This window comes from Variovorax sp. CF079, assembly GCF_900101545.1.
Classification (GTDB): domain Bacteria; phylum Pseudomonadota; class Gammaproteobacteria; order Burkholderiales; family Burkholderiaceae_C; genus Variovorax.
Genome location: NZ_FMZU01000001.1, coordinates 375452 through 400627, shown reverse-complemented (window position 1 = coordinate 400627; position 25176 = coordinate 375452). Strand labels below are relative to the sequence as shown.

Annotated in this window: 27 protein-coding genes; 17 read left to right on the top strand and 10 right to left on the bottom strand. The window is 68.5% G+C overall.

Annotated elements, in window-relative coordinates:
• Positions 1-22: 22 nt before the first annotated feature.
• Entirely contained in the window at positions 23-547 is a 525-nt protein-coding gene (locus BLS74_RS02080) for a gamma carbonic anhydrase family protein (RefSeq protein ID WP_093102543.1), read from the bottom strand.
• A gap of 39 nt (positions 548-586) precedes the next feature.
• Here BLS74_RS02080 and BLS74_RS02075 point away from each other — a divergent pair, with 39 nt between their 5' ends.
• Positions 587-1390: a ferritin-like domain-containing protein gene (locus BLS74_RS02075; protein ID WP_093102541.1), complete on the top strand. Its 804-nt coding sequence runs from the start codon at positions 587-589 to the stop codon at positions 1388-1390.
• Here BLS74_RS02075 and BLS74_RS02070 read toward each other — a convergent pair.
• The 3 genes from BLS74_RS02070 to BLS74_RS02060 all read right to left on the bottom strand — a co-directional run bounded on the left by BLS74_RS02070 (position 1387) and on the right by BLS74_RS02060 (position 3681).
• A complete protein-coding gene (locus tag BLS74_RS02070; protein WP_244503713.1) occupies positions 1387-1839 on the bottom strand; it encodes a MaoC family dehydratase in 453 nt (150 codons plus the stop codon). The two genes, BLS74_RS02075 and BLS74_RS02070, sit on opposite strands and share 4 nt — an antisense overlap.
• Positions 1840-1882: 43 nt before the next feature.
• The gene (locus BLS74_RS02065) at positions 1883-3016 is read right to left on the bottom strand and encodes a thiolase family protein (RefSeq protein WP_093102538.1); all 1134 of its coding nucleotides are present in this window, start codon (positions 3014-3016) and stop codon (positions 1883-1885) included.
• 86 nt (positions 3017-3102) lie between these two features.
• The gene (locus tag BLS74_RS02060) at positions 3103-3681 is read right to left on the bottom strand and encodes a TetR/AcrR family transcriptional regulator (RefSeq protein WP_093102536.1); all 579 of its coding nucleotides are present in this window, start codon (positions 3679-3681) and stop codon (positions 3103-3105) included.
• Positions 3682-3761: 80 nt separating this feature from the next.
• On the opposite strand from BLS74_RS02060, the gene BLS74_RS02055 reads away from it, so the two are divergent.
• Genes BLS74_RS02055 through BLS74_RS02045 form a run of 4 tightly spaced genes read left to right on the top strand, consistent with a single transcriptional unit; the run spans position 3762 to position 7382 of the window.
• On the top strand, positions 3762-5222 hold the full coding sequence (locus tag BLS74_RS02055; RefSeq protein WP_093102534.1) for a flavin-containing monooxygenase: 1461 nt from the start codon (positions 3762-3764) through the stop codon (positions 5220-5222).
• A complete protein-coding gene (locus tag BLS74_RS34925) occupies positions 5219-5755 on the top strand; it encodes a CMD domain-containing protein (RefSeq protein WP_244503712.1) in 537 nt (178 codons plus the stop codon). Before BLS74_RS02055 ends, BLS74_RS34925 begins: the two co-directional genes overlap by 4 nt.
• Complete coding sequence (locus BLS74_RS34920; protein WP_244503711.1) at positions 5752-6357, top strand: peroxidase-related enzyme; 606 nt, start codon at positions 5752-5754, stop codon at positions 6355-6357. Before BLS74_RS34925 ends, BLS74_RS34920 begins: the two co-directional genes overlap by 4 nt.
• Positions 6358-6404: 47 nt before the next feature.
• On the top strand, positions 6405-7382 hold the full coding sequence (locus tag BLS74_RS02045; protein ID WP_093102533.1) for a Bug family tripartite tricarboxylate transporter substrate binding protein: 978 nt from the start codon (positions 6405-6407) through the stop codon (positions 7380-7382).
• Between the two features lie 42 nt (positions 7383-7424).
• Here the strand turns inward: BLS74_RS02045 and BLS74_RS02040 are convergent, their stop codons facing one another.
• From BLS74_RS02040 to BLS74_RS02030, 3 genes are all read right to left on the bottom strand, one after another.
• Positions 7425-8360, bottom strand: coding sequence for a Bug family tripartite tricarboxylate transporter substrate binding protein (locus BLS74_RS02040; RefSeq protein WP_244503710.1), 936 nt, complete (start codon positions 8358-8360; stop codon positions 7425-7427).
• 119 nt (positions 8361-8479) lie between these two features.
• Complete coding sequence (gene xerD, locus BLS74_RS02035; RefSeq protein WP_093102530.1) at positions 8480-9382, bottom strand: site-specific tyrosine recombinase XerD; 903 nt, start codon at positions 9380-9382, stop codon at positions 8480-8482.
• A gap of 68 nt (positions 9383-9450) precedes the next feature.
• Complete coding sequence (locus BLS74_RS02030) at positions 9451-10425, bottom strand: tripartite tricarboxylate transporter substrate binding protein BugE (protein WP_093102528.1); 975 nt, start codon at positions 10423-10425, stop codon at positions 9451-9453.
• A gap of 105 nt (positions 10426-10530) precedes the next feature.
• Here BLS74_RS02030 and BLS74_RS02025 point away from each other — a divergent pair, with 105 nt between their 5' ends.
• Together BLS74_RS02025 and BLS74_RS02020 are read left to right on the top strand one after the other, a co-directional pair.
• Positions 10531-11436 carry an AEC family transporter gene (locus BLS74_RS02025; protein WP_093102526.1) on the top strand — a complete coding sequence of 302 codons (906 nt, stop codon included), beginning with the start codon at positions 10531-10533 and terminating at the stop codon, positions 11434-11436.
• Positions 11437-11466: 30 nt separating this feature from the next.
• Positions 11467-11895, top strand: coding sequence for a hypothetical protein (locus tag BLS74_RS02020; protein WP_139191612.1), 429 nt, complete (start codon positions 11467-11469; stop codon positions 11893-11895).
• On the opposite strand, the gene queG is transcribed toward BLS74_RS02020, so the two are convergent.
• Positions 11882-12952 carry a tRNA epoxyqueuosine(34) reductase QueG gene (queG, locus tag BLS74_RS02015; RefSeq protein WP_093102523.1) on the bottom strand — a complete coding sequence of 357 codons (1071 nt, stop codon included), beginning with the start codon at positions 12950-12952 and terminating at the stop codon, positions 11882-11884. The genes BLS74_RS02020 and queG overlap by 14 nt on opposite strands.
• On the opposite strand from queG, the gene tsaE reads away from it, so the two are divergent.
• Both tsaE and BLS74_RS02005 read left to right on the top strand, forming a co-directional pair.
• Positions 12938-13438 carry a tRNA (adenosine(37)-N6)-threonylcarbamoyltransferase complex ATPase subunit type 1 TsaE gene (gene tsaE, locus BLS74_RS02010; RefSeq protein WP_093102521.1) on the top strand — a complete coding sequence of 167 codons (501 nt, stop codon included), beginning with the start codon at positions 12938-12940 and terminating at the stop codon, positions 13436-13438. The genes queG and tsaE overlap by 15 nt on opposite strands.
• Positions 13435-14883, top strand: coding sequence for an N-acetylmuramoyl-L-alanine amidase (locus BLS74_RS02005; RefSeq protein WP_093102519.1), 1449 nt, complete (start codon positions 13435-13437; stop codon positions 14881-14883). The genes tsaE and BLS74_RS02005 overlap by 4 nt, the downstream gene beginning before the upstream one ends.
• 15 nt (positions 14884-14898) lie before the next feature.
• On the opposite strand, the gene BLS74_RS02000 is transcribed toward BLS74_RS02005, so the two are convergent.
• The gene (locus tag BLS74_RS02000; protein WP_093102517.1) at positions 14899-16359 is read right to left on the bottom strand and encodes an NCS1 family nucleobase:cation symporter-1; all 1461 of its coding nucleotides are present in this window, start codon (positions 16357-16359) and stop codon (positions 14899-14901) included.
• Between the two features lie 211 nt (positions 16360-16570).
• Between BLS74_RS02000 and BLS74_RS01995 the strand changes: the two genes are divergently transcribed.
• The gene (locus BLS74_RS01995; protein ID WP_093102516.1) at positions 16571-16849 is read left to right on the top strand and encodes a glycine zipper domain-containing protein; all 279 of its coding nucleotides are present in this window, start codon (positions 16571-16573) and stop codon (positions 16847-16849) included.
• Between the two features lie 55 nt (positions 16850-16904).
• Here BLS74_RS01995 and BLS74_RS01990 read toward each other — a convergent pair whose 3' ends face one another.
• Positions 16905-17555 (bottom strand): DedA family protein, encoded by a 651-nt coding sequence (locus BLS74_RS01990; RefSeq protein WP_093102514.1) that lies wholly within the window; start codon positions 17553-17555, stop codon positions 16905-16907.
• Between the two features lie 50 nt (positions 17556-17605).
• Between BLS74_RS01990 and mutL the strand changes: the two genes are divergently transcribed.
• From mutL to BLS74_RS01955, 7 genes are all read left to right on the top strand, one after another.
• Positions 17606-19435, top strand: a complete 1830-nt coding sequence (mutL, locus tag BLS74_RS01985) for a DNA mismatch repair endonuclease MutL (RefSeq protein WP_093102513.1) — start codon at positions 17606-17608, stop codon at positions 19433-19435.
• Between the two features lie 160 nt (positions 19436-19595).
• On the top strand, positions 19596-20549 hold the full coding sequence (locus BLS74_RS01980; RefSeq protein WP_093102511.1) for an alpha/beta hydrolase: 954 nt from the start codon (positions 19596-19598) through the stop codon (positions 20547-20549).
• A 43-nt stretch (positions 20550-20592) separates the two neighbouring features.
• Positions 20593-21840: a multidrug effflux MFS transporter gene (locus tag BLS74_RS01975; protein WP_212733606.1), complete on the top strand. Its 1248-nt coding sequence runs from the start codon at positions 20593-20595 to the stop codon at positions 21838-21840.
• A 28-nt stretch (positions 21841-21868) separates the two neighbouring features.
• Entirely contained in the window at positions 21869-22837 is a 969-nt protein-coding gene (gene miaA, locus BLS74_RS01970; RefSeq protein WP_244503709.1) for a tRNA (adenosine(37)-N6)-dimethylallyltransferase MiaA, read from the top strand.
• Complete coding sequence (locus BLS74_RS01965) at positions 22834-23481, top strand: ABC transporter ATP-binding protein (RefSeq protein WP_093102507.1); 648 nt, start codon at positions 22834-22836, stop codon at positions 23479-23481. Before miaA ends, BLS74_RS01965 begins: the two co-directional genes overlap by 4 nt.
• A gap of 81 nt (positions 23482-23562) precedes the next feature.
• Entirely contained in the window at positions 23563-24258 is a 696-nt protein-coding gene (locus BLS74_RS35490) for a GntR family transcriptional regulator (protein WP_093102505.1), read from the top strand.
• Positions 24255-25160, top strand: coding sequence for a phytanoyl-CoA dioxygenase family protein (locus BLS74_RS01955; protein ID WP_093102504.1), 906 nt, complete (start codon positions 24255-24257; stop codon positions 25158-25160). The genes BLS74_RS35490 and BLS74_RS01955 overlap by 4 nt, the downstream gene beginning before the upstream one ends.
• Positions 25161-25176: the final 16 nt, after the last annotated feature.

Genomic DNA, 25176 nt, shown 5'->3' with positions numbered 1-25176 from the left:
GCAATCTCTCCGAGCGGCTTCTTCAGCCGATCTTCTTCAGGCCCTTCGCGAAGCGACGGGCGTTTTTCACATAGTGGTCGGCATTCTGCCGAAGACGGGCGGCGGCGGCATCGTCGAGCGTGCGCACCACCTTGGCCGGCGAGCCGATGATCAGCGAGTTGTCGGGAAACTCCTTGCCTTCGGTCACGACGCTGCCGGCGCCAACGATCGAGTTGCGGCCGATCCTGGCGTTATTCAAGACCACTGCCCCGATACCGATCAGCGAGTTGTCGCCCACGGTGCAGCCGTGGAGCACGACCTGATGGCCCACCGTCACGTTCTCGCCGATGGTCAGCGGCACGCCGGCATCGGCATGCAGCATCGAAAGGTCCTGGATGTTGCTGTTGCGGCCGATGGTCAGGGTGTCGCTGTCGCCACGCGCCACCACGCCGAACCAGATGCTCGCATTCTCGCCCATGACGACGCGGCCGATGACCTGTGCGCTGTCTGCGACATAGGCGCCCGGTCCAAGCTGCGGCGCGACGCCGTCGATTTCGTAGAGGGCCATCGCCGTGCTCCTGAAGGGGGGAAAACTAGAATTGTAGGGATGCACCCCCGCCTCGGCGCCCTGGCCGCGCTGCGCCTGACAGATCCCGACCGCAAGGTCGCGGCGACGCGCGCCACGGCGGCGCAGGCCGCGCTGCATCCGATGGCGCCGGAGCCCGTCCGCGCAGCCGGCGACGAGGCCGGCGTCCCGGGCCGCCCCGATCGCCCGCTGCGCGTGGCCGCCACCGCGGTCGAGAAGCGCTCGCCCTTCACGCCCGAGGGCCGCGCGGCGCTGGTCCATTCGATCTGCCACATCGAGTTCAACGCGATCAATCTCGCGCTCGACGCCGCCTGGCGCTTCGACGGCATGCCCGAGGCCTACTACCGCGACTGGCTGCGCGTGGCCGACGAGGAGGCGCAGCACTTCACGCTGCTTCACGAGCATCTGCGCGGCATGGGCTGCAGCTATGGCGACTTCACCGGCCATGACGGCCTGTGGAGCATGTGCGAGAAGACCAAGGACGATGTGCTCGCGCGCATGGCGCTGGTGCCGCGCACGCTGGAGGCGCGCGGGCTGGATGCGACACCGCTGATCCAGGCCAAGCTCCGGCGCGTGAACACGCCCGATGCGCTCAGGGCCTGCGAGATCCTCGACATCATCCTGCGCGACGAGGTCGGCCATGTGGCCATCGGCAACCGCTGGTACCGCTGGCTGTGCGAGCGAGAAGGGCTTGATCCGATCGCGCACTACCGCGTGCTGTATCGGCGGCACGAGGCGCCGCGCCTGCGGGCGCCCTTCAACCTCGAGGCCCGCGCGCGGGCCGGGTTCACCGACGAGGAACTACAGAACCTGCAGCAGGACTAGCCGGCAGGCCGCCGCGACACCACCAGCTTGGTCGTGAGCCGCTGGCAAACATCGCCATGCTGGTTGAGCGTCTCGCTGCGCACCACCACCATGCCGCGCTCGGGCCGCGAGCGCGAGGGGATCACTTCCAGCACCTCGCTCTCGACATGCAGCACGTCGCCCGGACGGGTCGGCTTGGGCCACTGGATCTCGCCGCCCGAACCGATGATGCCGTCGGCCAGCGGCAGACCGCTTTGAACCAAGAGCCGCATCGTGATCGAGGCCGTGTGCCAGCCGCTGGCCGCGAGGCCCTGGAAGAAGGTGCTTTTCGCTGCCTCCACATCCAGGTGGAAGGGTTGCGGATCGAAGCGCTGCGCGAAATCGACGATCTGCGCCGCGTCCAGCGCCTGTTCGCCGCTCGTGAAGCGAGCGCCCGGCGACAGGTCTTCCAGGTACAGGGTTCCGGCCACGGGGTCTCCTCGGGTGTGGGCGGGGAATCTTGTCACGCGGCGCTCAAACGCGCTCGAGCACCGTGGCGATGCCCTGCCCGCCGCCGATGCACTGCGTGGCCAGCGCATAGCGGCCCTTCTCGCGCACCAGCAGCGAAGCCGCCTTGCCCGTGATGCGCGCACCGGTGGCGCCCAGCGGATGGCCGATCGCGAGCCCGCCGCCATCGAGGTTGACGGTGGCTGGGTTCAATCCCAGCTCGCGGATGCAGGCCAGCGCCTGCGAAGAGAAAGCCTCGTTGATCTCGACCACGTCGAGATCAACCACCGTGAGGCCGGCACGTGCCAGTGCCTTGCGCGTGGCCGGGATCGGGCCGATGCCCATCACGGCCGGGTCGACGCCGACCGTGGCAAAGGACTTGATGCGCGCCAGCGCCTGCAGCCCGTGCCTGGCGGCGAAGGCATCGCTCACGACCAGCACCGCGGCCGCGCCGTCGGTGAGCGGCGAGGAGGTGCCGGCCGTGACCACGCCGTCGGACCGGAACGCCGGCTTCAGTCCGGCCAGCGCTTCGAGCGAGGTGGCCGGACGGATGCAGCCGTCGGCGCTGATCAATTCACCCGAAACTGCGGCGATCGGAACGATCTCGCCGGCGAGCCGCCCCTCATCGCGCGCGGCGGCCGCCTTCCGGTGCGACTGCACGGCCAGCGCCTCCTGGTCGGCCCGGCTCACATGCCAGCGCTCGGCCACGTTCTCGGCCGTTTCGCCCATCGAGATGTAGGCATCGGTGTTCGCCTTCAGCTCGGGGTTGGGCGAGAAGTTGAAGCCGCCCTGCGGCACCATCGTCATCGACTCCACGCCCACGCACAGGAAGGCGTCGCCCATGCCGGACTCGATCTGCGCCGCCGCCATGTGCACCGCCTGCATCGAGGAGCCGCAGAAGCGGTTGACCGTCATGCCACCGACCTCGTGCGGCAGCCCGGCGAGCAGCCCGACGATGCGCGCCAGGTTGTTGCCCTGCGCGGCTTCCGGATAGGCGCAGCCGAGGATGATGTCTTCGAGCAGCGAGGGGTCGAGGTCGGTGCGCCGCAACAGGCCCTTGACCACTTCTGCGGCCAGCGTGTCGGGCCGCACCTCGGCCAGGGCGCCCTTCCTGGCGAAATGGAAGGGGGAGCGGGCGTACCCGGCGACGACGGCTTTCATGGGTTTCTCCTTTGCATAACTACCTACCAATCGGTAGCCCTTCGAGACAAAAATAAGGCACGCTTGAACGTGCCTCGACAACGGTGTCAGCTCGCGAGCGAGCGCTTCAACTGGGCAATGCTTTCATCGAAATCGTCCACGCGGCCGGTCATGCGCGCGGCCAGCAGCGCGCCCTGGCAGACGGCAAATACATAGGAGGCCAACTCGCCGACCGGTGCCGACGGCTTGCGGCCCGAGGCCAGCGCCCCGAGCACGCCGGTGAGCCAAAGCACCTGCGCGCTGCGCAAGTCGCGCACCGCCTGCCGCAGCTCGTCGTTGATGCAATCCCAGCCGGGCGCGAGCGCCCCCGCGGGGCAAACGCCCTCGCCGGCATGCAGGCCGTTGCGGTACATGCGGAAGTAGGCATCCAGCGCGGCCTGCGGCGAGCGCTCCTTGGCGACCGTCCAGTCCTTGAAAGCCTGCATGGCTTCGCGCAGCACCTCGATGCCGAGCGCTTCCTTGGTCGGGAAGTGGTGATACAGGCTGGGCTTGCGGATGCCGATCGCGTTGGCCACGTCCTGGAAGCTGAAGCCCAGATAGGAGCGCGTCTGGATCAGCTCGCGCGCCACGCGCAGGATCTGCTCCCGCGTGGAGGCGCCGGCCAAGTCGGTCGAAGTCGCATTCATCTACCTACTATAAGGTAGGTAATTTCGAAAGACAAGCGCATGCCCCTCATTGCGAAATTCATCCCCTCTAAGATTCCTTCATGACACAACCCCTCACTCCCGGCTTGGCCGCTCTGGAAGCACGCGTGCGCCAGGACCTGGCCTGGCTGGATCTGCCGTCCAAGGATTGGGTGATCGCCCTTCCGCACCAGGGCAGCGATGTGCTGCCGGTAGCGATCATCGGCGGCGGCATGGCAGGCATGGCGGCCTCTGCGGCGCTCCTGCAACTGGGCATCAAGGCGCCGATCTTCGACCAGTCCCCCGAAGGCTTCGAAGGCCCATGGGCGACCACGGCCCGAATGGAGACGCTGCGCTCGCCCAAGCAACTGACCGGCCCGGCGCTGGGCTTGCCGTCGTTGACTTTCCGCGCCTGGTTCGAGGCCCAGTTCGGCCTGCCTGCCTGGGAGGCGCTCGACAAGATCCCCCGCCTGCAATGGATGGATTACCTGCGCTGGTACCGCCGCGTACTGGAACTGGACGTCCGCAACCAGCACCGCGTTCACGCCGTGCTGCCGCGCGCCGATGGTCTGGTGGCCCTGGATATCGAATCGCCCGACGGGCGCGGCACGGTCCTGGCCCGGCGCGTAGTGCTGGCCACCGGCCGCGACGGCCTGGGCGGCGCCTGGGTCCCGGCCTTCGCACGCCTCCTGCCGCCCGAACGCTGGGCCCATTCGTCCGATGCCATGGACTACCGAACGCTGGCCGGCATGCGGGTCGGCGTGATCGGCGCCGGTGCCTCGGCAATGGACAGCGCGGCAACCGCGCTGGAAGCCGGCGCGGCCAGCGTGGACCTGCTGATCCGCCGCCCCGACATCCCGCGCGTCAACAAGGGCAAGGGCGCGGGCAACGCCGGCATGACGCACGGCTTTCTGGACCTGCCCGACGCATGGAAATGGCGCATCCGCCACTACATCAACGTGCAGCAGACCCCGCCGCCGCAGGGCAGCACCTTGCGCGTGTCGCAACATCCGAATGCGCGCTTCAACCTCGGCTGCGCGATTCTCGATGTGCAGTGGACCGACGGGCTGTTGAAGGCGTACACCTCCAAGGGCCTGTTCACGCTGGACTTCCTGATCCTGTCGACCGGTTTCCGCATCGATTGGCATGCGCGGCCCGAGTTTGCAGCGCTGGCGCCGCACATCCGCGCATGGAAAGACCGCTACACCCCGCCGGCCGGCGAGGAAGACGCCGAACTCGCGGATTCGCCCGACCTGGGCGCCGCGTTCGAGCTGCAGGAAAGGCGGCCGGGCACCTGCCCCGGCCTCTCGCGCGTGCACTGCTTCTGCTACCCCGCCGCGCTGACGCATGGCACCGTCTCCGGCGACATCCCCGCCATCAGCGATGGCGCGAAGCGGCTGGCGCAAGGCATTGCCAGCCTGCTCTACCGCGAAGACATCGAGATGCACTACACCCGCCTGCAAGCCTACGACGAGCCCGAGCTGCTGGGCAACGAATGGACACCGGCCGATTCCCCCGCCATCGAAGAAGGACAACGCACATGAGCTCATCCACCTCCTACAACCCGGCCGAGGACCTGGTCGACCGCATCGTCGGCCTCGACGCCGCAGGGCAAGGCAGCGCCACCCATGCGCTGCGCCACCAGCGCGACAAGGTGGCAGCCGCGACCCAGGGCAGCTACGACGCGCTGTTCGACCCTGCGCTGCCGGGCCTCTCGCTGCGCGAGCGTTTGCTGGTGGCGTTGTATGCATGCCGCCTGACGCCGGCCCCCGAACTGGCCGCGCATTACCGCGAGCGGCTGCAGGCGGAAGGCACCGAAGCCGGGCTGATCGAGGCGGTGGCAGGCGGCACGGCCCAAGGCGCAGGCGATGCGCGCCTGCAAGCACTGCTCACGTTCACCCGTACGCTGATCGAGCGTCCGGTCGAAGGCGACCGTGTGGCCGTGCAGGCGCTGCCGGCCGCCGGCGTAGCCACGCCGGCCGTGGTGGCCCTGTCGCAACTGATCGCGTTCCTCTCGTACCAGACGCGGCTGGCGGCAGGTCTGAAGGCGATGAAGAGCCTGGAGGCCGGCGCATGAGCAACGGCATCATCCGATCGCACGGCTTCACCAACGAAACGCTGGGCTGGAGCGCCTGGCTCGACGTCGTGACGCTGGACCAGGCCACGCCCGAGCAGATCGCGGTACTGGAAGAAAGCCATCCCAAGGCCAAGGTCTCCGACTACTACCTCTTTCTGGTGCACCAGCCTGAAATCCTGCGTCAACGCTCGACCGCGTTCAACGCCATCATGTACGCGCCCGGCGGCATGTCGCGCGCTGAACGCGAGCTCGGCGCCACGGTGGTGTCGCGCATCAACGGCTGCGTCTACTGTGCATCGGTGCATGCGCAACGCTTCGAGCAGCTGGCCAAGCGCAACGACGTGATCACGCAGGTCTTCGACGACCCGCACACGGCCGGCACCACACCGCGCGAGCAGGCGATCGCGCGCTTCTCCATCGCCTTGACCGCTGCGCCCGATCAGGTGTCGACCGACAGCATGCGCGCACTGAAAGACGCCGGCCTCGACGAGACGGAGATCCTGGACCTGATTCACTCGGTCGCCATCTTCGCGTGGGCCAACCGCTTGATGCTGAACCTGGGCGAACCGGTGTTCCCCCAGCAACAACCCGTCGCGCCCTGACGCCGGCCCGGCCCATTCATTTTTCTTCCCATTCCCTGGAGTGCCCGATGAAGCTTCGTCTTGTTCCTGGTGTCGTCGCCACGGTGGTGGCGCTGGCATGCGTTTCGGCCCAGGCGCAGACCGCCCCCGGTGCCAGGACGATGCGCATCGTCGTGCCGTTTGCAGCCGGCGGCGCACAGGACGCGATGGCCCGCTACCTGAGCACCAAGCTTGCCGAACGGCTGGGCTATCCGGTCGTCGTGGACAACAAGGCCGGTGCCGGCGGCGTGATCGGCGCCGACACCGTTGCCAAGGCCACGCCCGATGGCAGCACGGTGCTGCTCGCCACCGGCGGTGCCATCTCGATCGCGCCGCACCTCAATGCCAAGCTGCCCTATGACCCCCGGCGCGACCTCGTTTCGGTCGCGTTGGTGGCCGATACGCCGATGACGTTGTCGGTGCGCGCGCAGAGCCCCTACACCAGCGTGGCCGACCTGGTGCGCGATGCCAAGGCCCATCCCGGCGAGGTCAGCTTCGGATCGAGCGGCAACGGCTCGGTCTCGCATCTGACCGGCGAGCTGTTCGCGCAGTCCATGGGCGTGAAGCTTCTCCATGTACCCTACCGCGGCGGCAGTCCCGCCATCACCGACCTGCTGGGTGGACAGGTGGCGGCGATCGTGACCAGCACCTCTTCGATCGACCCGATGGTGGAAGACAAGAAGGCACGCGTTCTGGCCACCTTCACGAAAGCACGCATGAGCGCCATGCATGGAGCGCCGACGATGGCGGAGGCCACCGGCGTTCAAGGGCTGGAGGTGCCGGTCTGGGTCGGGCTGCTGGCGCCGGCCAAGACCCCGGCCGCGCTGATCGACAAGCTGGCCAGCGAGATGACGGCCGTCTGCCTGCTCCCGGAGACACAGGAACGCTTCAAGGGCCTGGGGGCCGTTCCCGCCTGTGGGGGGCCGAAGGAACTGGACCGCGTGGTGACCGACGACTTCCAGCGCTGGGAGCGCGTGATCCGCCAAGGCGGCATCAAGACCGAATGAGCCCGGGACGCAGGCCCGGCTCGCGTGCCGGCAAAGGTCGCCTCAGTCCACCTTGATACCGGCCGCCTTCACGATGCGCGCATTGTTCTCGTACTCGGCCGCGATCTCGTCGGCAAAGGCCTCGGCACCGCCACCGGTCGGCACGTTGTCGGTGGCCGTCAACTTGGCGCGCAGCTCGGGGCTGGCGAGCGCCTTGTTGATCTCCGCGTTGTACTTGGCGATCAGGATCGGTGGCGTGGCGGCCGGGGCGAACACGCCGAACAACGAGGTGAGGTTGGCCTCCGGATAGCCCAGCTCGCCCAGCGTCGGCACCTTCGGAAGGCTTTCGAGCCGCGCCGGCGCCCCCACGGCCAGCGGGCGCAGCTTGCCGGAACGGATGTGCGGTGCGACGGCGGGCCCGGCATTGATCGAAAGAATCTCGAACTGCGCGCCCAGCGCATCGTTCATCTGCTGCGCCCCGCCCTTGTAGGGCACATGGGTGATGTCCACCTTCGCGGTCGCACGCAATTCCTCGAGCACGATGTGGCCGAGCGAGGCCAGGCCCGAAGTAGCCCAGCGCACCGCGCCGGGCCGGGCGCGCGCATCGTCGATCAGGGTGCGGAAGTTGCGGGTGCCGGTCGCTTCCGTGGCCAGCAGCAGCACCGGCGAGTACATGACGCTCGCCACCGGTGCGATGTCCTTCTGCGGATCGAAGGGCGACTTGCCCAGATGCGGATTCAGCACCAGCGGGCTGATGGCCGAGAAGCCCAGCGTCGCGCCGTCCGGTGCCGCCTTGGCAACCGCGTCCATGCCGATCGTGCCGCTGGCGCCTGCCTTGTTCTCGACCACCACGGTGCTGCCCAGCTGCGCGCCGAGCTTGTCGGCCAGCGCGCGGGCGACGATGTCGCTGACGCCGCCGGTCGGATAGGCGACGACCATGCGGATGGTCTTCGGCACGGCCTGCGCCTGCGCCACCGAAGCCGCCGCGAAGAGAACCATGGCGGCCCATGCTTTCCTGCAACTCATTGCTGCGTCTCCTTGCGAGCATTCATTTTGATGCCGCCGCAATCATGTCGCTGAGCGTCAGGGCATTCCGATATGCAGCAAATCCCTGCACCTCAGCCGCGCGGATGATGCTGCGCGTGGAGCTGCTTGAGACGCTCGCGCGCGACGTGGGTGTAGATCGTGGTGGTCGAGATGTCCGCATGGCCGAGCAGCAACTGCACCGCCCGCAAGTCGGCGCCGTGGTTGAGCAGGTGCGTGGCGAAGGCATGGCGCAGCGTGTGCGGCGACAGCGGCACGTGGATGCCGGCCGCCAGCGCGTGCTTCTTGACGATGATCCAGAACATCACGCGCGTCATGCCCGCGCCGCGCGCGGTGACGAACAGGTCGGCGGTCTGCTGCCCGTCCAGGATGGCGGGGCGCGACTCGTGCAGATAGCGCTCGATCCATCGCCGCGCCTCGCCGCCGAAGGGCACCAGCCGCTCCTTGCTGCCCTTGCCGAGCACGCGCAGCACGCCGTCGTTGAGGCTCAGCTCGAACACCTTGAGCGAAACCAACTCGCTCACGCGCAGTCCGCTCGCGTACATCAGTTCGAGCATGGCGCGGTCGCGCAGGCCGAGCGGCGTGTCGACCTCGGGCGCCGCGAGCAGGTCGTCGACCTGCTTTTCCGACAGGGTCTTGATCGCGCGCGGCATCTGCCTGGCCGGCGCCAGCCGCAGGCTCGGATCGGCGGCGATGCGCTGCTCGCGCAGGGCCCAGCGGAAATAGCGCTTGAACACCGTGAGCCGGCGGTTGGCCGACGTGGCCTTGCCCTTGTCGGAGAGCTTCGCGCCCATGTAGGCCTGCAGGTCGCTTTCGCGCGCGGCGTCCAGCGCGCTGCCGCGCTGGGCCTGGAGCCACTGCGCGAACAGCGCGAGGTCGCGCCGGTAGGCCGCCAGCGTGTTCTTCGACAGGCCGTCCTCGAGCCACAGCGCGTCGATGAAGTCGTCGATTTCGGGCGTGTCGATGGCCGCGGTCATGCCGTGCAAGATAGCAAAAGAAAAAAGCCGCCCGGGGCGCGGGCGGCTCTGGATCGAGGAAAGTCGGCCTAGTCGAGCGTGAGCTTCTGCTTGGCGACCACCTGCTTGTAGACCTCGTATTCGGCCTTGATCTGCGCGGCGAACTGCTCCGGCGTGTTGCCCACGATCAGCGAGCCGGTGTCCTCGATGCGCTTGCGCACCGCCGGGTCTTCGAGCGACTTCTTCACGCCGGCGTTGATCTTGTCGACCACTTCCTTCGGCAGGCCCTTGGGCCCGAGGATGCCGTAGTACGCCATGCGGTTGACCGGCTCGAGCCCGACTTCCTTGAAGGTCGGCACGTTGGGCAGGTCCTTCAGCCGCTGCGGCGCCGAGACCACGATCGGCACCAGCTTGCCGGACTTGATGAAGGGCAGCGCCGACGGGATGTTGTCGAACATGATCGGGACCTGGCCGGCCACCACGTCGTTCAGCGCCGGACCAGCGCCGCGGTAGGGAATGTGGGTGATGAAGGTGCTGGTCAGGTTCTTGTAGAGCTCCATCAGCAGATGGCCGATGCCGCCGGTGCCCGAGGAGGCGTACGAATACTTGCCCGGATTCTTCTTGATCTCGGCCACGAACTCGGCGTAGTTCTTGGCCGGGAAGCTCGGGTGCACCGCGATGATGTTCGGCGTCGCCGCGATGTTGATGATCGGCGTGAAGTCGTTGATCGGGTCGTAGGGCACCTTGGGGTTGATCGCCGGGTTGGCGGCCGTGCTCGACACGGTTGCCACGCCGAGCTTGTAGCCGTCCGGCGCGACCCGCGCGGTCTCCGCCGCGCCGACGATGCCGCCGCCGCCCGCCTTGTTGATCACCACCACGCTCTGGCCCAGCGCCTTGCCCAGCGGCTCGGAGATCACGCGCGCCACGATGTCGGTGGTGCCGCCCGGCGCAAAGGGTACTTGCAGCTCGATGGGCTTGTTCGGGTAGCCCTGCGCCCAGCTGGGGCCGGCGATCAGCGCCAGCGCGGCGGCGCCGGCGAGTGCATTCCATTGACGACGTTGCATTGAAGAGCTCCTGGAGGTCGAAAAAGCGAAGCCAGGATGCTAACGGGTCTGTGACCACCCCAGTTCGTGGATAACCCATGGAAATCGGCCGTTTATCCTCGACCGGTGAACTATGCCCAACTGCTCTTCCCCGACTTCTCCCTCATCGCCTGCGGCTGGCTGCTCTGCCGCTACACCCCGCTGGACCGCCGCGTCTGGGACCAGGTCGAGAGCCTGGTCTACTACTTTCTTTTTCCGGTGCTGCTGTTCCACTCGATCGTGCGCAGCCCGCTCGACTTCGGCGCCACCTCGCACTTGCTGACGGCCGGTGTCGGCGTCGGGCTGGCCGGCATCGCGCTCGCCTACATGCTGCCCTTCCTGCCCGGTATCGGCACGCACATCGACCGCAGCGATCACGCGGCCAGCGCGCAGGTCGCCTTCCGCTTCAACTCCTTCATCTGCCTCGCGCTGGCCGACCGCATGGCGGGCCCCGCGGGGCTCCTGATGATCGCGGTGCTGATCGGCGTGTGCGTGCCGCTCTTCAACATCGCCGCCGTGTGGCCGATGGCGCGGCATGCGCAGACCGGCCTGGCGCGGCAGCTGATCCGCAACCCGCTGATCATCGCGACGCTCAGCGGCCTGGTCGCCAACCTGCTCGGCTTCAGCGTGCCGAACTGGCTCGAGCCGACGCTCACGCGCATCGGTGCCGCATCGCTCGCGCTCGGCCTGATGGCGGCCGGCGCCGGCATGCAGTTCGCGACGCTCGCGCGCGGCAAGGTGCTGGCGGTGTCGGTGCTATCGATCCGGCATCTCGTGCTGCCGCTGATCGCCTGGGGCCTGGCCGGCGCACTGCAGCTCGGCGGCGCGCAGGCCGCGGTGCTGATGACTTTTTCCGCGGTGCCGACTGCGTCGAGCGCCTACGTGCTGGCCGCGCGCATGGGCTACAACGGCGCCTACGTGGCGGGCCTCGTGACGCTGTCGACGCTGCTCGGTGTGGCAAGCCTGCCCTTCGCCCTGGCACTCTCGCGCTGAACCGTCATCATCAGTCGCTACCATCGCACGATGCGCTACCTACCGGCCGTTGTCGCAGCATTGCTCGCGGGGGCGGTGCAGGCGCAGGCGCAGGAGCACACCCGCTACCACGGTGCGTGGAGCGGGCCTTTTCTTTTCTACGTGGTCCAGCAGGACACCGGCGCACAGGGTCCGCCGGAGGTCCACGCGGGCGCGATGCAGATCGATCCCGACGGCACGGTGCGCGGCCAGGTACCGGGCGCCGCATGCACGATGACGGGCTCGAGCGTCGACTTCGTTTCGCCGGCCAACGCCTCGCTCGACCTCACGATCAGCGACTGCAAGGACACGCGCTTCAACGGGTATTTCAGCGGCAAGCTGATCAACAATCCGGTCCTCAAATACGCCTCGCTGCGGCTGAACTCGATGCGTTCGCTCGACGCGGGAACGGCGCAGGTCTCGGCGATCATGCGGCGCTGAAGTCCAACGCCCATTCGACGTGCTCGCGCACCAGCGCACTGGGATGCGAGCGCCGCGTCGCGAGGATCTCGCGCGCCCCCTCGTCGCCCGCACGCAAGGCATTGCCCAGCGCCACCGCCACATTGCGCAGCCAGCGTTCATGGCCGATGCGGCGGATCGGGCTGCCTTCGGTGTAGCGCAGGAAGTCCTCCTCGGTCCACGCGAAGAGCTCGCCCAACTGGCGGCCGGTGAGCCCGTCGCGCGCATCGAAGTCCGGCAGCGCGCTCTTCTTGGCGAACTTGTTCCAAGGACAGATGAGCTGGCAGTCGTCGCAGCCGTAGATGCGGTTGCCGATCAGCGGCCGCAGTTCGAGCGGGATCGGCCCCGCGTGCTCGATGGTGAGGTAGGAGATGCAGCGCCGCGCGTCGAGCCGGTACGGCGCGATGATGGCGCGCGTCGGGCACACCTCGATGCAGGCGCTGCAGCTGCCGCAGTGCGCCGTGACCGGCGCGCTCGGCGGCAGCGCCATGTCGACATAGATCTCGCCCAGGAAGAACATCGAGCCCGCGTCGCGGTCCAGCACCAGCGTGTGCTTGCCGCGCCAGCCCTGGCCGCTGCGCGATGCCAGCTCGGCTTCCAGCACCGGCGCCGAATCGGTGAAGGCGCGGTGGCCGAAGGGGCCCACTTCGTCGGCGATGCGCTCGGCCAGCTTCGCGAGGCGCGAGCGCATGACCTTGTGATAGTCGCGGCCGCGCGCATAGACTGACACGATGCCCTCCGCCGGCCGCCGCAGCCGGTCGAACTCCACCGCCTGCCAATCCTCGGGCGTGCTGCGCGGCAGGTAATCCATGCGCGCGGTGATCACCGACACCGTGCCCGGCACCAGCTCGGCCGGCCGCGCGCGCCGCGTGCCATGTGCGGCCATGTAGTGCATCTCGCCATGGAAGCCTTCGGCCAGCCATCGCATGAGGCCCTCTTCCGCGCTCGACAGATCGACGCCCGCAATCCCGATTTGGGAGAATCCGAGCTCCCGGGCCAAGGCCTGAATCCGATTCACGAGTTGATGGCTGCCGATCACCTGCCAATTGTAGAAACGCAAAGCCTCGTGCAACGCTGGCGCAGCGAAGACGATTGCGACGCGCTGGCGCGCGCACTCGCGTCATCGCCCGACCTGGCTGACGCGTTCATTGCATTGCATGGAGACCTCGGCGCCGGCAAGACCACCTTCGTGCGCCACCTGTTGCGCGCGCTCGGCATCGGCTCGCGCATCAAGAGCCCGACCTACGCGGTCGTCGAGCCGCACGAGGCGCCCGGCGGCCTGGCCATCTTCCACTTCGATTTCTACCGTTTCAGCGATCCGCACGAATGGGACGATGCCGGCTTCCGTGACATCTTCGCGGGTTCGGGCCTCAAACTCGCGGAATGGCCCGAAAACGCTGCAGGGCGCATTCCGCTTGCAGACCTTGCTATTAAAATCGAAGCAATGATCGACGACACCCGCACCGTGACCCTGCACGCGAACACGCCGCGCGGCAGTCGGTTGCTCGCCGCCGCCAGCGCATGAAAGCCGGCCAACTGAAACGACGCGTACTGCTGCAGGGCGGCAGCATCGCCCTCCTGCTCGGCGTGCACGAGATCGCGCGCGGCGCCACCATCGTGGCGGTGCGCGTCTGGCCGGCGGCCGACTACACGCGCGTCACCATCGAATCCGACGGCCGCCTGCATTCGCAACAGCTCGTGGTCGGCAGTCCGCCGCGTCTCGCAGTCGACATCGACGGGATCGATCTCAATCCCGCGCTACGCGAGCTGGTCGGCAAGATCAAGCCCGACGACCCCTTCATCAACGGCCTGCGCGTCGGTCAGTTCGCGCCCAGCGTGGTGCGCATCGTGTTCGACCTCAAGCAGTCGGTGGCCCCTCAGGTCTTCTCGCTGGCGCCGGTGGCCGCTTACCAGCACCGGCTGGTGCTGGACCTCTATCCGCAGCAGGCGCTCGATCCGCTGGAAGCCCTGATCGCCGAGCGGCTGCGCGATGCGCCCAAGGCCCCCGGCCGCGACGGCACCGTCGCGGGCATCGCGCCGCGCACTCCCGCGCCCCCGGCGGTCGATCCGCTGGGCGAATTGATGGCGCAGCAGTCGATGCGCCCCTCGCCTTCCTCGCCGCCCGCACAGGCGCTGGTCGTTCCGGCGCCGCTGCCGCCCGTGGTGGGAACGACGCCGGTGACACCCCTCTCGCCGCCCTCTTCCGCCACCGCGCGCAACGGCGGCGCGACCGCGAGCGGCACCGACCGCATCATCATCGTCGCGCTCGATCCGGGCCACGGCGGCGAAGACCCGGGTGCGATCGGCCCCAACGGCACGCGCGAAAAGGACATCGTGCTGCAGGTCGCGCACCGGCTGCGCGACCGCATCAATGGGAGCAGCGTCAACGGCAATCCGATGCGCGCCTTTCTCACGCGCGATGCCGACTTCTTCGTGCCGCTGGGCACGCGCGTGCAGAAGGCGCGCCGCGTGCAGGCCGACCTGTTCGTGAGCATCCATGCCGATGCCTTCACCACGCCCGAAGCGCGCGGCGCCAGCGTGTTCGCGCTGAGCCAGACCGGCGCCTCGAGCAGCGCAGCGCGCTGGCTCGCCAACAAGGAGAACCAGGCCGACAAGGTCGGCGGCGTGAACGTGGGCACGCACGAGGTCCAGGTGCAGCGCGCCCTGCTCGACATGAGCACCACGGCGCAGATCAACGACAGCCTCAAGCTCGGCGGCGCGATGCTCGGCGAGATCCGCGGCATCGGCGCGCGCCTGCACAAGCCGCAGGTCGAGCAGGCCGGCTTCGCGGTGCTCAAGGCGCCCGACATCCCGAGCGTGCTGGTGGAGACCGCCTTCATCAGCAACCCGGAAGAAGAAGCCAAGCTGCGGAGCGTCGAGTACCAGGAAAACCTCGCGGACGCGCTGATGCGCGGCATCCAGCGCTACTTTGCGCAGAACCCGCCGCTGGCGCGCAGCCGTCAGCTGTAGCGCGCGTTGCCGCGGTCAGGCCTTTGCACTTGCGGCGACCGCGGTGCGCGGCCGCAGGGTCGCCATCAGCAGGTACACGCCGCCGCCGATCAGCACGCCGAAGAACCAGCCGCAGGTGTTCCACCACGCCGGCAGCAGGCTGGTGAAATTCGGAAGAAGGGTCGAGAACACGCTGCCGACGCCCGCGGCCACGAGCGCGTTGACGTTCCAGCCGCCCTCGTAGCGATACTCGCCGTTCTCGTCGTAGAGCGCCGCGACATTGATGTTGCCTTTCGCGACCAGGTAGTAGTCGACCAGGATGACGCCCAAGAGCGGCCCCATCGTGGCGCCGATGGCGTTGACGAAATTCGCGGCATTGCCCTCCCAGGGCGCGAAGGGATAGAGCACCAGCGCAATCGCCGCCGCGATGTAGCCGCCCTTCTTGAAGCTGATCTGCCGGGGGAACACGTTCGAAATGTCGAAGGCGGCGGAGACGAAGTTCGCGACGACGTTGATGCCCAGCGTGGCCACCGCGAAGGTGATGGCGGCGATCAGCGCCAGCACCCAGCTGTCGAACTTGGCGGAGATCTGCTCCGGGTGCAGCAGTACTTCACCGTAGACCTTGAAGGCCGCGATGGTCGTGATGCCGGCGACCAGCGAGAAGGCGACCAGGTTGACCGGCAGGCCCCAAAGGTTGCCTTTTTTCACCGCGTCCTTGTTCTTGGCGTAGCGCGAGAAATCGCAGAAGTTGAGGTACAGCGCGGCGAAGTAGGTGATCCAGGTCGCAGCCACCGCCATCAAGGCCCAGAAGGAGCCCGGCTCGCCGCTCACGCCGGCGTCCTTGGTCTTTGCCAGCAGCACGTCCTGCGGAATGCCGTGGTCGAAGGAGAAGCCGCCCGCCTTGACGCACAGGCCGATGGCCAGGATCAGCATCGCAATCCATACCGCGGGGCCGGCCCAATCCTGGAACCTGCGCACCGTCTCCATGCCTTTCTGGATGATGAGCAGTTGCAGCGCCCAGATCACCACGTAGCAGACCACCTCCAGGCCCGAATGGCCGAGGATCTGCGTACTCTTGTGAAACTCGAGCATGCTGTCGTTGCGGATCAGCAAGGCGACCACGGCGCCCGACGCGGCCGCCGTCTGCGCGCCGTACCAGAAGCAAGCCACCACGGCCCGCACCAGCGCCGCCAGGTTCGCGCCCCACACGCCGAAGGACGCACGTGCCAGCACCGGGTACGGCACCCCGGTCTTTTCGCCGGCGTAGCCGATCAGGTTCATGAGGAAGAAGATCAGCAGCGAACCGAGCCCGATCGCAAGCAGGAAGTTGGTGAAGCTGCCGCACAGCAGGAACAGGCTGGCCGCCAGGTAATAGCCCCACAGGCTGTGCACGTCCGAGGTCCACACGTTGAAGATGCTGAAGGCGCCCCAGTTGCGCACCTTGGCGGGTGCGAGATCCTCGTTGTAGAGGCCGGGGGAAGGATTGCGGATCTCCATGGCTGCCTCCTGGGAATGCGTCGATGCGCGCAGACTAGCTTTCTTGGCCGGCCCTCGCAATCGCCTGCCATGCGTCGCCGCCTGCGGAACGCGCGCTCTTTGTTGCACGAATGCAGCGCATGCTCTCGGGCAAGGGGGTGCGGCGGACTCCTACACCCGTGGCGCAGGGCTTTTACAGAATGTCTTCATCACTGTTTGAAAGGTGGACACCATGAAGACACGTCTCTGGATCACGGCTGCAGCGGCCACGACCGTCATGACCCTGGCGGGTTGCGCAGCGGGACCGAACGAGCAGTGGGGCACGGCCGGTGGTGCCGTGGGCGGCGCGGTGATCGGCAATGCGATCGGCGGCAATACCGCCAGCACCGTGGGTGGTGCCGCCATCGGCGGCTTGATCGGTAACCAGGTGGGTCGCCGCGCCGACGAGCGCAACTACTACCGCGGACAACGCAGTGGCGGCTACTACCCCTACAACGGCCCGAACTACTGAGCTCGTGGCTCTTGCATGATCGAAGGCGCGTCCGAGGACGCGCCTTTTTTTGTTTTCAACGCACCGAGGAAGGCGTGCGGCCCGCGCGCCAGGCGCCGAAGACCGCGATCAGGCCCGGCACGAAGATCAGCGCCCAGATGATCTTGTCGAGGTGTTCCTTGACGAAGGGCATGTTGCCGAACAGGTAGCCCGCCGTGCACAAGCCCAGCACCCACAACAGCGCGCCGACGATGTTGTAGAGCGTGAACTTGGTGCGCGTCATGTCGGCCACGCCCGCGACGAAGGGCGCGAAGGTACGGATGAAGGGCATGAAGCGCGCGAGGATGATGGTGACGCCGCCGTAGCGCTCGTAGAAGGCATGCGCCTGGTCGAAGGCCTTGCGGTTGAAGAAGCGCGAGCTCTCCCACTGGAAAACCTTGGGCCCGAAATAGCGCCCGATGCTGTAGTTGCACTGGTCGCCCAGAATCGCGGCCACGATGAGGATCGGCACCGCGATCGAATAGCTCATCAGCCCCGCGCCGCACAGCGCGCCGACGATGAAGAGCAGCGAGTCGCCCGGCAGGAAGGGCATCACCACGAGCCCCGTCTCGACGAACACGATCAGGAACAGCAGCGCATACACCCAGGGCCCGTAGGCGACGACGAAGGCCTCGAGATGTTTGTCGACATGCAGGATGAAGTCGATGAAGAAGCTGATGATTTCCATGGACGCGCATTATCCGGGCAGCTTCGCGAGCCCCCTTCTAGAATGCCCCGGTGAGCGCTCTCCCCTCCTCCCTCGCCCCGGCCGCGCGCCGTCCGATCCGCGAACTTCCCGACGAACTGATCAGCCAGATCGCGGCCGGCGAAGTGGTGGAGCGGCCCGCCTCGGTGGTGCGCGAACTGCTCGACAACGCGCTCGACGCCGGCGCGCGGCAGGTCACGGTGCGACTCTCGGCCGGCGGCGTGCGGCTGATCTCGGTCGAGGACGACGGCCAGGGCCTGCCGCGCGACGAGCTGCCGCTGGCCCTGCGCCGCCACGCGACCAGCAAGATCGCCAGCTTGAACGACCTGGAGACGGTAGGCACGATGGGCTTTCGCGGCGAGGCGCTGGCCGCCATCAACGCCATCGCCGAGCTCAGCCTGCAGTCGCGCTTCCACGCGGCCGACAGCGCCTTCGCGCTCGACGGCCGCACTGGCGAGCTGCGGCCGGTGGCGCGCGCGGCCGGCACCACGGTCGAGGTGCGCGAGCTGTTCTTCGCCACGCCCGCCCGGCGCAAGTTCCTGAAGACCGATGCCACCGAGCTCGCGCACTGCATCGAGGCGGTGCGGCGCCATGCGCTGGCGCGGCCCGATGTGGGCTTCTCGGTCTGGCACGAAGGCCGGCTGGTCGAGCAGTGGCGCGCCGCCGATGCGCGCGACCGGCGCCTGGCCGATACGCTCGGCGAGGGCTTCGTCGCCCAGAGCGTGGCGGTCGAGCACGCCGCGGGCCCGGTGCGCGTGGCAGGCCGCGCCGGCATTCCCGATGCGGCACGTTCGCGCGCCGACCAGCAGTTCTTCTACGTCAACGGCCGCTTCGTGCGCGACAAGGTGCTGGCGCACGCGGTGCGCAGCGCCTACGAAGACGTGCTGCACGGCCAGCGCCAGCCGGTCTACGCGCTCTATCTCGAGATCGATCCGGCACGCGTCGACGTCAACGTGCATCCCACCAAGATTGAAGTGCGCTTCCGCGACGGGCGCGAGGTGCACCAGGCGGTGCGCCACGCGATCGAGAATGCGCTGGCTGCGCCGCGGGCCGGCGAAGCGGCAGCGGTGGCCGCCGAGCCCTTCTTCAAGCCGCTTTCGCCCCAGCCCGAGCCTTCGTGGACGCAGCCGGCGATCCATTTCGCCGCGGAACGGGGTCTGGGCGACGCGGCCGCAATGTGGCCCAGCGAGCGCAGCGACAGCGCCGCGACGCCGGCCACGGCTTTCACGCTTCCGGCAGCACCCGTCAAGCCCACGCCGGCCACCGACGACGATCAGGCCTGGCCACTGGGCCGCGCGCTCGCCCAACTGCAGGGCATCTACATCCTGGCCGAGAACAGCCAGGGCCTGGTGATCGTCGACATGCATGCCGCGCACGAGCGCATCGTCTACGAGCGGCTGAAGACCCAGCTCGACGGCGCCGCGATCGCGAGCCAGCCGCTCCTGATCCCGGCCACCTTCGCTGCCACGCCGCAGGAAGTGGCGACCGCCGAGGCCTGCGCCGCCGTGCTGCCCTCACTGGGCCTGGAGATCACGCCCTTCTCGCCGCGCACGCTGGCGGTGCGCGCGGTGCCCGGCACCCTGGCCGACGGCGACCCGGTGGAGCTCGCCCGCAGCGTGCTGGCCGAGCTGGCCCACCACGACGCCAGCACCGTGGTGCAGCGGGCCCAGAACGAGCTGCTGTCGACCATGGCCTGCCACGGCGCGGTGCGCGCCAACCGCCGGCTGACCATCGACGAGATGAACGGCCTGTTGCGCCAGATGGAAGCCACCGAGCGCTCGGACCAGTGCAACCACGGCCGGCCGACCTGGCGCCAGGTCTCGATCCGCGAGCTCGATTCGCTGTTCATGCGCGGGCGCTGAACCCGCGAGCGCCGGGGAAAAGCTGCCAAATTCCTCACATTTGGCATCTGTTGGTCACGTAACCGAGGGTTTTCAGGGGTCATCGACAAACCGGGCACGCACGTTGCATGCAGTCTTTTGTTGAACTTTCCGGCCGAGCACCTGTCTTTCAGCCTTGCCCATGAAATCCTGGTCCCTCTTCGCATCCGCTACAGCGCTGGTCGCCTTGCTGGCGGCCGGCTGCTCCACCCTCGACGAGCGGCAGCGCGAATGGATCTTCCAGCCGAGCGACCGCAGCTGGGGCAATTCCGAATCCATGACCGAGGGCATGGACCATGTCTGGATCGACTTCCAGTCCTCCGTCACGGGCCGACCGGCCCGCCTGCACGGCCTCTGGCTCGGCGGCGCGCCTGAGTCGGCCAACACGCCCGTGCTGCTCTACCTGCACGGCGCGCGCTACAACGTGGCGGGCTCGGCACCGCGCATGCGGCGCATGCACGAGCTGGGCTTCTCGGTGCTGGCCATCGACTACCGCGGCTTCGGCAAGAGCAGCAAGGCGCTGCCCTCGGAAGACTCGGCCCGCGAAGACGCGCGCGCCGCATGGATCTGGCTCGCGGCACGGCATCCCCAGCAGCCGCGCTACATCTTCGGCCACTCGCTGGGCGGCGCGATCGGCATCGACCTGGCCTCGCGGGTGAACGACGAGAGCGGCACCATCGTCGAGAGCACCTTCACTTCCATCGCCGACGTGGTGAGCAGCTTCAAATGGGGCTGGCTGCCCTTCGGTCCCTTCATCACCCAGCGCTTCGAGGCGGTCAGCAAGGTCAAGAACATCGGCGCCCCGCTGCTGGTGGTGCATGGCGCTGCCGACAGCCTGATCAACCCGACCCTGGGCCGCAAGCTCTACGAGGCGGCCACGGTGCCCAAGCAGTTCGTGCTGGTCGAGGGCGGCTCGCACCACAGCACCGGTTCGGTGGGCCAGGCGCAGTACCGCGCCGCCCTGTCGCAGCTGTTTCGCATGAAGGAGCCGCCGACCGAGATGGCCGCCGGCGACGGCAGCAGCAGCGCACCGGCCCCGGCCGGGCCCGCGACCGTCCTGCAGCAGCAAGCCCAGTCGTCCGGCCAGGCGATTTAGGGCCGCCGGCGCCCGCCGCGCCGGCTTTGTTACCCTTGGGCGCATGCCGCCCCCTCCCGACGCACCGGCCCTCTCGCAATCAGCGCCGAGTGCAACGGCCATGTCGCCCGCGCTGGTCGTGCTCACGCTGGCCTTGCTGCTGGGCATCCAGCCCGTCACCACCGATCTCTACCTGCCCGCGCTCCCTGCCCTGACCAGCGGCTTCGGCGCGCGCATGTCGCAGGCGCAGCTCACGCTGAGCGCGCTGCTCTTGGCTTTCGGCTGCGCGCAGCTCGTGTTCGGCCCGCTGTCCGACCGCTTCGGACGCCGGCCCGTGCTGCTGTGGGGCCTGGGCGGCTATGTGGTGGCGAGCCTCGGCGGCGCCGTCGCGCCGTCGATCGAGCTGCTGATCGTCTGGCGCACGCTGCAGGGCGCGGCCATGGGTGCCGCGGTGATGGCAGCGCGCGCGATCGTGCGCGATCTCTACCAACCGGCCGACGGCGCACGCGTCATGTCGCGTGCGCTCACCGGCCTCGGCCTGATCGCCTGCCTGTGCGCACCGGTGGGCGGCCTGGTGTCCGACCTGTTCGGCTGGCGCATCGCGCTGCTGGCGCCGGCACTCTTCGGTGCCGTCACGCTCGCGCTGATCGCGCTGCGCTTCGGCGAAACGCTGGTGCGCCCCAACCCCGATGCGCTGCGCCTGGCCACGCTCTTCTCCACCTGGGCAATGGTGCTGCGCAACCCGACCTTCCTCGCCTTCTCGGCGCTGACGACGGCGGCCTATGGCCTGCTCTTCACCTTTCTCGCCGCCTCGTCCTTTGTTTTCATCCAGGTGCTCGGCCTCACGAAGACGCAGTACGGCCTGGTGATGCTGTGGAGCTCGCTCGCCTACATCGCGGGCACCTTCGTCTGCCGGCGCTGGCTGCCGCGCTACGGCGTGCGCGGCAGCGTGGCGCGCGCGTCGCTGCTGACGCTGACCGGCGGCAGCGCGATGGGCCTGCTGGCGCTGGCCGGCGTGCACTCGGTCGCCGCCATCGTGGCACCGCTCACGCTGATCATGCTGGCGCACGGCGTGCACCAGCCCTGCGGCCAGACCGGTGCGGTCGGCCCCTTTCCGCAGGCTGCCGGCGCGGCCTCGGCGCTCAATGGCTTTTTGATGATGCTGGCGGCCTTCGGCATCGGCGGCTGGCTCGGCGCGCACATGGACGGCACCGTGATGCCGCTCGCGCTCGGCATGTGGTTCTGGAGCGTGTGCATCGCGCTGATCGCCTGGACGCTGGTGCGCAAGTACGGCGAGGCGCATGGGCATTGAGCCGAGCGCCGCTGGGCCGCCCCAAGGCGTGAGCGCCCCCTTTGGGGGCAACGAGGACACGCCAGTGCCGAGCGTGGGGGCAAGTTACGTCGCGCTGGCGGGCCCGACTGCATCGGGCAAGACCGCGGCCGCACTCGCGATCGCGCGCGTGCGGCCGGTCGAGATCGTCAGCGTCGATTCGGCCCTGGTCTACCGCGGCATGGACATCGGCACCGCCAAGCCCACGCCCGCCGAGCGCGCGGAAGCGCCGCACCACCTGATCGACATCCGCGATCCGCGCGAGCCCTACAGCGCGGCCGCCTTCGTGGCCGACGCCACGCGGCTCATCGCCGAGATCCGCGCGCGCGGCCGGTTGCCGCTGCTGGTGGGCGGCACCATGCTCTACTTCAAGGCGCTCGCCGACGGCATCGATGCCATGCCCGCGGCCGACCCTGCCGTGCGCCGGCAGCTCGAATCCGAAGCCACCGCGCTGGGCTGGCCTGCAATGCATGCCAGGCTGGCCGAAGTCGATGCCGTCACCGCCGCGCGGCTCGCGCCCAACGACAGCCAGCGCATCCAACGCGCGCTGGAGGTGTGGCTGACAAGCGGCCGCACCATGGCCAGCTTCCACGCCGAGCAAGGAGCGGGCGGAATGCCGCCGATCGCGCTCTTCTCGCTCGAACCCACCGAGCGCGCCTGGCTGCACCATCGCATCGCCGAACGCTTCGACGCGATGCTCGCGGGCGGCTTCCTCGACGAGGTGCGGGCCCTGCGCGCGCGCGGCGATCTCGCGCCCGAGCTGCCCTCGATGCGCAGCGTCGGCTATCGCCAGGCCTGGGAGGCGCTGGACGGCCTCTTTCCCATGGCCGAACTGCGGGAACGCGGCATCGCTGCGACGCGCCAACTGGCCAAGCGCCAGATCACCTGGCTGCGCAGCATGCCCGAACGCCGCGTGATCGCGGCCGAGGCGCCCGATGCGATAGAGCGCATCGTGCAGCAGGTGTGCGAGATCGCATGACGCTGCGGATCAGCGAGCTGGCCAAGCGCTACGGCGACGCGACCGTGTTCGAGCAGGTGTCGCTCGAAGTCGCGCCGGGCGAGTTCGTCGCCGTCGTCGGCGAATCGGGTGTCGGCAAGTCCACCCTGCTCAACTGCATGGCCGGGCTCGACAGCTGGGACGCCGGCAGCGTCGTGCACGACGGCATCGACATCGGCGCGCTCGATGCCGAGGCGCGCGCGCTGTGGCGCCGCAAACACGTCGGCTTCGTGTTCCAGGCCTTCCATGTGCTGCCGCACCTGGACGTGGCGCAGAACGTCGCGCTGCCGCTGATGCTGCTCGCGCAACCCGACGCAGCGCGCGTGGCGCACATGCTCGACGCGGTCGGGCTGGGCGGTCTCGGCGAGCGCTTGCCCCAGCAGCTGAGCGGCGGCCAGCTGCAGCGCGTGGCCATCGCGCGCGCACTGGTGCATCGACCGGCGCTGCTCCTGGCCGACGAGCCGACCGGCAATCTCGATCCGAAGACCGCCGCGAAGGTGATGGACGTGCTGCTGGCGCAGACGCGCGAGCACGGCGCTTCGCTGGTGCTGGTGACGCATTCCGAGGCGGCCGCGGCGCGTGCGGGCCGCGTGCTGCATCTGAGCGCGGGCGGCATCCGGGCCTGATCCCCGGCCTGGGGTAAGCCCCAGGTCGCAGCCGTCGCCGCTCGTCGTATTCTGTATACAGAGTTCAGAACGACCCCGCCGATGCCCGCCCAGCTCGTCCAGATCGCCGCCGCCCCCGACCTCGTCGACCAGGTCTACCGCGCGTTGCTCGACGCCATCAGCGGCGGTTCGCTGGCGCCCGGCGAGCGCATCACGCAGGAAGACCTGGCCAGGCGCCTGGCCGTCTCGCGCCAGCCGGTGCTGCAGGCGCTGCGCCTCTTGAAGAAAGACGGCTTCGTGCTCGACGCGCCGGGCCGCGGCCTCTTGGTCGCGCCGCTCGATGCCGAATGGACCGCCAAGGTCTACCAGGTGCGCGGCGCGCTCGACGTGCTGGCGGCGCGGCTCGCGGCCGAGCAGCGCTTCAAGATCGATCCCAAGCTGATCGAGCGCGGCCGCCGTGCCGCGCGCGGCCGCAGCGTCGAAGCCATGATCGATGCCGACATGGCTTTTCACCATGCCATCTACGTCGCATCCGGTAACCCGCTGATCGCGCAAAGCGCCGACCAGCACTGGCGCCACCTGCGCCGTGCCATGGGCGCGGTGCTGCAGTCCGTGCCGCAGCGCGAGTCGCTGTGGGACGAGCACGAGGCGATCGCCCGCGCCATCGCGGCCGGCGATGCCGATACCGCCGCACGCCTCAGCGAGGAGCACGGCGCGCAGGCCAGTCGAACCCTCGGCATGCGGCTGGCCGAACGTCTTTCCGCCCACACCCCCACCCAAGCAGGAGATACCGCATGAGACTCAGCCCCGAGCAGCGCGCGCAGTTCGAGCGCGACGGCTACCTCTTCTTCCCCGGCCACTTCTCTGCCGAAGAGACCAAGGTGCTCACGGACGCAGTGCCCGAGCTCTATAGCCGGCGCGAGGCCTTCAACGTGCGCGAGAAAGGCTCGGACGCCGTGCGCACCAATTTCGCCGCGCACCTGATCAGCGAGCCCTTCGCGCGCCTTGCGCGCCATCCGCGCATGGTGGGCCCGGTGAGCGATCTGTTCGAGGAACAGGTCTACATGCACCAGTTCAAGATCAACGGCAAGATGGCCTTCGAGGGCGACGTCTGGCAATGGCACCAGGACTACGGCACCTGGCTCAACGACGACCTGATGCCCACCGAGCGCGCGATGAACGTCGCGATCTTTCTCGACGACGTGAACGAGCACAACGGCCCGCTGATGTTCATTCCCGGCAGCCATGTGAAGGGCGTGGTCGAAGCCAAGCACGATCTCACGACGACGAGCTATCCGTTGTGGACGGTCGACAACGACCTGATCCGCCAGTTGGTGGATCGCGCGGGTGGCAAAGGGCACTACGACGCGGCGGGCCGCCACGTCGGGGGTGGCATCGTCTCGCCCAAGGGCCCCGCCGGCTCGATGATCCTGTTCCACAGCTGCCTCGTGCATGCCTCGGGCAGCAACCTCTCGCCCTTCGACCGCGTGGCCGTGTACCTGAGCCTATGCGCGGTCAGCAACCACATCCGGCGCTTCAAGCGGCCCGAGTACATCGCGCACCGCGACTTCACGCCGATCGAGATGCTGCCGGACGACTGCCTGCTGAAGCCCTACCCGGTCGAGGTGCCGTGGAAGAACGGCCTGCCCGAGAGCGCGCTGCGCACTTCACTGGATGAACTGGAATTCGCCGCCGCCTGAACACCACCATCCGTTC

Excerpts from the sequence above, each read along its gene's own strand:
- xerD (WP_093102530.1), bottom strand. The coding sequence starts at position 9,382 with ATGACCGCGGCCATCGACACGCCCGAAATCGACGACTTCATCGACGCG.
- BLS74_RS02075 (WP_093102541.1), top strand. The coding sequence starts at position 587 with ATGCACCCCCGCCTCGGCGCCCTGGCCGCGCTGCGCCTGACAGATCCC.
- BLS74_RS01995 (WP_093102516.1), top strand. The coding sequence starts at position 16,571 with ATGAAGACACGTCTCTGGATCACGGCTGCAGCGGCCACGACCGTCATG.
- BLS74_RS02055 (WP_093102534.1), top strand. The coding sequence starts at position 3,762 with ATGACACAACCCCTCACTCCCGGCTTGGCCGCTCTGGAAGCACGCGTG.
- BLS74_RS34920 (WP_244503711.1), top strand. The coding sequence starts at position 5,752 with ATGAGCAACGGCATCATCCGATCGCACGGCTTCACCAACGAAACGCTG.
- BLS74_RS34925 (WP_244503712.1), top strand. The coding sequence starts at position 5,219 with ATGAGCTCATCCACCTCCTACAACCCGGCCGAGGACCTGGTCGACCGC.
- BLS74_RS35490 (WP_093102505.1), top strand. The coding sequence starts at position 23,563 with ATGCCCGCCCAGCTCGTCCAGATCGCCGCCGCCCCCGACCTCGTCGAC.
- BLS74_RS02040 (WP_244503710.1), bottom strand. The coding sequence starts at position 8,360 with ATGGTTCTCTTCGCGGCGGCTTCGGTGGCGCAGGCGCAGGCCGTGCCG.
- BLS74_RS02060 (WP_093102536.1), bottom strand. The coding sequence starts at position 3,681 with ATGAATGCGACTTCGACCGACTTGGCCGGCGCCTCCACGCGGGAGCAG.
- BLS74_RS02080 (WP_093102543.1), bottom strand. The coding sequence starts at position 547 with ATGGCCCTCTACGAAATCGACGGCGTCGCGCCGCAGCTTGGACCGGGC.
- BLS74_RS02000 (WP_093102517.1), bottom strand. The coding sequence starts at position 16,359 with ATGGAGATCCGCAATCCTTCCCCCGGCCTCTACAACGAGGATCTCGCA.
- BLS74_RS02020 (WP_139191612.1), top strand. The coding sequence starts at position 11,467 with ATGCGCTACCTACCGGCCGTTGTCGCAGCATTGCTCGCGGGGGCGGTG.
- BLS74_RS01980 (WP_093102511.1), top strand. The coding sequence starts at position 19,596 with ATGAAATCCTGGTCCCTCTTCGCATCCGCTACAGCGCTGGTCGCCTTG.
- BLS74_RS02005 (WP_093102519.1), top strand. The coding sequence starts at position 13,435 with ATGAAAGCCGGCCAACTGAAACGACGCGTACTGCTGCAGGGCGGCAGC.
- BLS74_RS02045 (WP_093102533.1), top strand. The coding sequence starts at position 6,405 with ATGAAGCTTCGTCTTGTTCCTGGTGTCGTCGCCACGGTGGTGGCGCTG.
- BLS74_RS01975 (WP_212733606.1), top strand. The coding sequence starts at position 20,593 with ATGCCGCCCCCTCCCGACGCACCGGCCCTCTCGCAATCAGCGCCGAGT.
- BLS74_RS01965 (WP_093102507.1), top strand. The coding sequence starts at position 22,834 with ATGACGCTGCGGATCAGCGAGCTGGCCAAGCGCTACGGCGACGCGACC.
- tsaE (WP_093102521.1), top strand. The coding sequence starts at position 12,938 with ATGGCTGCCGATCACCTGCCAATTGTAGAAACGCAAAGCCTCGTGCAA.
- BLS74_RS02030 (WP_093102528.1), bottom strand. The coding sequence starts at position 10,425 with ATGCAACGTCGTCAATGGAATGCACTCGCCGGCGCCGCCGCGCTGGCG.
- BLS74_RS01990 (WP_093102514.1), bottom strand. The coding sequence starts at position 17,555 with ATGGAAATCATCAGCTTCTTCATCGACTTCATCCTGCATGTCGACAAA.
- BLS74_RS02065 (WP_093102538.1), bottom strand. The coding sequence starts at position 3,016 with ATGAAAGCCGTCGTCGCCGGGTACGCCCGCTCCCCCTTCCATTTCGCC.
- BLS74_RS01955 (WP_093102504.1), top strand. The coding sequence starts at position 24,255 with ATGAGACTCAGCCCCGAGCAGCGCGCGCAGTTCGAGCGCGACGGCTAC.